This window comes from Actinomadura logoneensis, assembly GCF_003428695.1.
In the GTDB taxonomy this organism is placed as follows: Bacteria; Actinomycetota; Actinomycetes; order Streptosporangiales; family Streptosporangiaceae; genus Spirillospora; species Spirillospora logoneensis.
The window spans coordinates 1-3,082 of record NZ_QURH01000709.1; the positions used below are offsets into that span (position 1 = coordinate 1).

The window sequence follows — 3,082 nt, forward strand, 5'->3', positions numbered from 1 at the left end:
GAGGGCCTGCGCCGCGCCGCCGGCGCCGCGCTCCGCGCCCTCGCGGGCAAGACCCGGGTCGCGGTGGCGCTGCCCGCGGCGTCCGCCGAGGAGCTGGAGGCCGTGGCGCTCGGCGCGCTGCTCGGCAACTACGGCTTCACCGCGTACCGCACGTCCGAGCGGCCCGGCCCGGTCGGGGAGATCGTGCTCGTCGGCTCCGGCGACGAGGCCGCGGTCCGCCGCGCCGAGACCCTCGCGTCCGCGGTCTCGCTGGTCCGCGACCTGGTCAACACCCCGCCGTCGGACCTGTCCCCCGAGGACTTCGCCGGCGTCGCCACCAAGGTGGCCTCCGAGGGCGGCCTCGACATCGAGGTGCTGGACGAGAAGGCCCTGGTGGACGGCGGTTACGGCGGCATCGTCGGCGTCGGGCAGGGCTCGGCGAACCCGCCGCGCCTGGTCCGCCTCGCCTACACCCACCCCGAGGCGTCCAAGACCCTCGCGCTGGTCGGCAAGGGCATCACGTTCGACTCCGGCGGCCTCTCGCTGAAGCCCGCCGAGGGCATGGACTGGATGAAGTCCGACATGGGCGGCGCCGCCGCCGTGCTGGGCGCGCTCGCCGCGATCGCCGAGCTCAAGCCGGCCGTGAACGTCGTCGGCTACCTCGCGCTCGCCGAGAACATGCCGTCCGGCACCGCGCAGCGCCCGTCCGACGTGCTCACCGTCTACGGCGGCAAGACCGTCGAGGTGCTGAACACCGACGCCGAGGGCCGCCTGGTCATGGCCGACCCGATCGTCCGCTCCGGCGAGGACGGGCCGGACCTGCTGATCGACGTCGCCACCCTGACCGGCGCGCAGCTCGTCGCGCTCGGCACCCGGACCACCGGTGTGATGGCCAACGACGACGAGGTCCGTGAGAAGGTGGTGGCGGCGGCCGTCCGCAGCGGCGAGCCGTCCTGGGGCATGCCGCTGCCGGAGGAGCTCCGCAAGGGCCTCGACTCCGCGGTCGCCGACATCGCCAACATCAGCGGCGAGCGCTGGGGCGGCATGCTCGTCGCGGGCGTCTTCCTGAAGGAGTTCGTCCCGGACGGCGTCCGCTGGGCGCACCTCGACATCGCCGGCCCGTCCTACAACAAGGGCGAGCCCTACGGCTACACGCCGAAGGCGGGCACCGGCGCGGCCGTGCGCACGCTGGTCGCGGTCGCCGAGGACATGGCCGCCGGCGAGCTCTGACGTTGCACCGCCGGGCGGACCCCGACCGGGTCCGCCCGGCGCACAAGGGAATAGGTTTTCCCTGGCGGCGGGGCGTCACCCCGTGCCGCCGCCGGGTGCGCGAGGCACACCAGCCGTAGGCGCGTAGGGCGGAAAGGGAGCGACATTGGCTGACAGCGGCCCCTTCGACATCGTGGTCCTGGGAGGCGGGAGCGGCGGCTACGCGTGCGCGCTGCGCGCGTCCGAGCTCGGCATGAGCGTGGCGCTGGTCGAGCGCGACAAGCTCGGCGGCACCTGCCTGAACCGCGGCTGCATCCCGACCAAGGCACTGCTGCACGCGGCGGAGGTCGCCGACCAGACCCGCGAGGCCGCCACGTACGGCGTCAAGGCCGACTTCGTCGGCATCGACATCGACGGCGTCCACGCCTACAAGGACAAGGTCGTCTCCGGCACGGTCAAGGGCCTCACCGGCCTGATCAAGGCGCGCGGGATCGAGATCGTCGAGGGCGAGGGGCGGCTGGCGTCGCCGACGTCCGTCGAGGTCCGCGGCGCCGACGGCGCCACCCGGACGCTGGAGGGGCGGCACGTCGTGCTGGCCACCGGCTCCGCGCCGCGCACGCTGCCCGGCCTGGAGGTGGACGGCGAGAAGGTCATCTTCAGCGACCAGGCCCTCACGCTCGGCCGCGTCCCGGCGTCGGTGGTGATCCTCGGCGGCGGCGTGATCGGCGTCGAGTTCGCCAGCGTGTGGCGCTCGTTCGGGGCCGAGGTCACGATCGTCGAGGCGCTCCCCCACCTGCTGCCGCTGGAGGAGGAGAGCAGCTCCAAGCGGCTGGAGCGCGCCTTCCGCAAGCGCGGCATCAAGTACGAGCTGGGCGTCCGCTTCCAGGGCGTGCAGGCCACCGAGGACGGCGTGACCGTCACGCTGGAGAACGGCACCACCCTGGACGCCGAGCTGCTGCTCGTCGCCGTGGGCCGCGCGCCGGTCTCGGCCGGGCTCGGGTTCGAGGAGGCCGGGGTCGAGCTGGACCGCGGCTTCGTCCGGGTGGACGGGCTGTGCCGCACGTCGGTGCCGACCGTCTCGGCCGTGGGCGACCTCGTCGACACCCCGCAGCTCGCGCACGTCGGCTTCGCCGAGGGCATCCTGGTCGCCGAGCGGCTGGGCGGGCTCGACCCGTCCCCGATCGACTACGACGGCGTGCCCCGGATCACCTACTCCGACCCCGAGGTCGCCTCCGTGGGCATCACCTCGAAGGTCGCCGCCGAACGCGGGTACGAGATCGACGAGGCGGTCTACGACCTCGCCGGCAACCCGAAGAGCAAGATCCTCGGAACGCAGGGCGAGGTGCGGGTGATCGCCGAGCGCGGCGGCCGCGTCCTCGGCCTGTCCATGGTCGGCGCGCGGGTCGGCGAGCTGGTCACCGAGGGTCAGCTGATCTACAACTGGGAGGCCCTGCCGAGCGAGGTAGCCCAGCTCATCCATCCGCATCCGACCCAGTCCGAGGCGGTCGGCGAGGCGCACATGATGCTCGCCGGCAAGCCACTGCACGTGCACGGCTGAACTGCCGCGCCGGGAATATGAGATCTCGAAGGAGTATCTGAGAGCCATGCCGGTCTCCGTCACCATGCCCCAGCTCGGCGAGAGCGTCACCGAGGGCACCGTCACCCGCTGGCTGAAGAAGGAGGGCGAGCGCGTCGAGACCGACGAGCCGCTTCTCGAAGTCTCGACCGACAAGGTCGACACCGAGATCCCCTCTCCCGCGTCCGGCATCCTGACCAGCATCACCGTCGCCGAGGACGAGACCGTCGAGGTCGGCGCCGAGCTCGCGGTCATCGGCGACGAGGGCGACGCCCCCGCCGCCGCGCCCGCGGCCGAGCCCGCCGCCGACGCGGCCCC

Annotated in this window: 3 protein-coding genes; all 3 read left to right on the plus strand. The window is 73.4% G+C overall.

Features of this window, described 5'->3' with window-relative positions:
• Window positions 1-1,209, plus strand: a 1,209-nt coding sequence (locus tag DZF91_RS25990; protein ID WP_117359823.1) for a leucyl aminopeptidase, incomplete at its 5' end; no start/stop codon positions are given.
• A gap of 145 nt (window positions 1,210-1,354) precedes the next feature.
• The gene (gene lpdA / locus DZF91_RS25995) at window positions 1,355-2,746 is read left to right on the plus strand and encodes a dihydrolipoyl dehydrogenase (RefSeq protein WP_117359824.1); all 1,392 of its coding nucleotides are present in this window, start codon (window positions 1,355-1,357) and stop codon (window positions 2,744-2,746) included.
• Between the two features lie 46 nt (window positions 2,747-2,792).
• The coding region (locus tag DZF91_RS26000) for a biotin/lipoyl-containing protein (RefSeq protein WP_328589212.1) at window positions 2,793-3,082 on the plus strand (290 nt) is incomplete at its 3' end.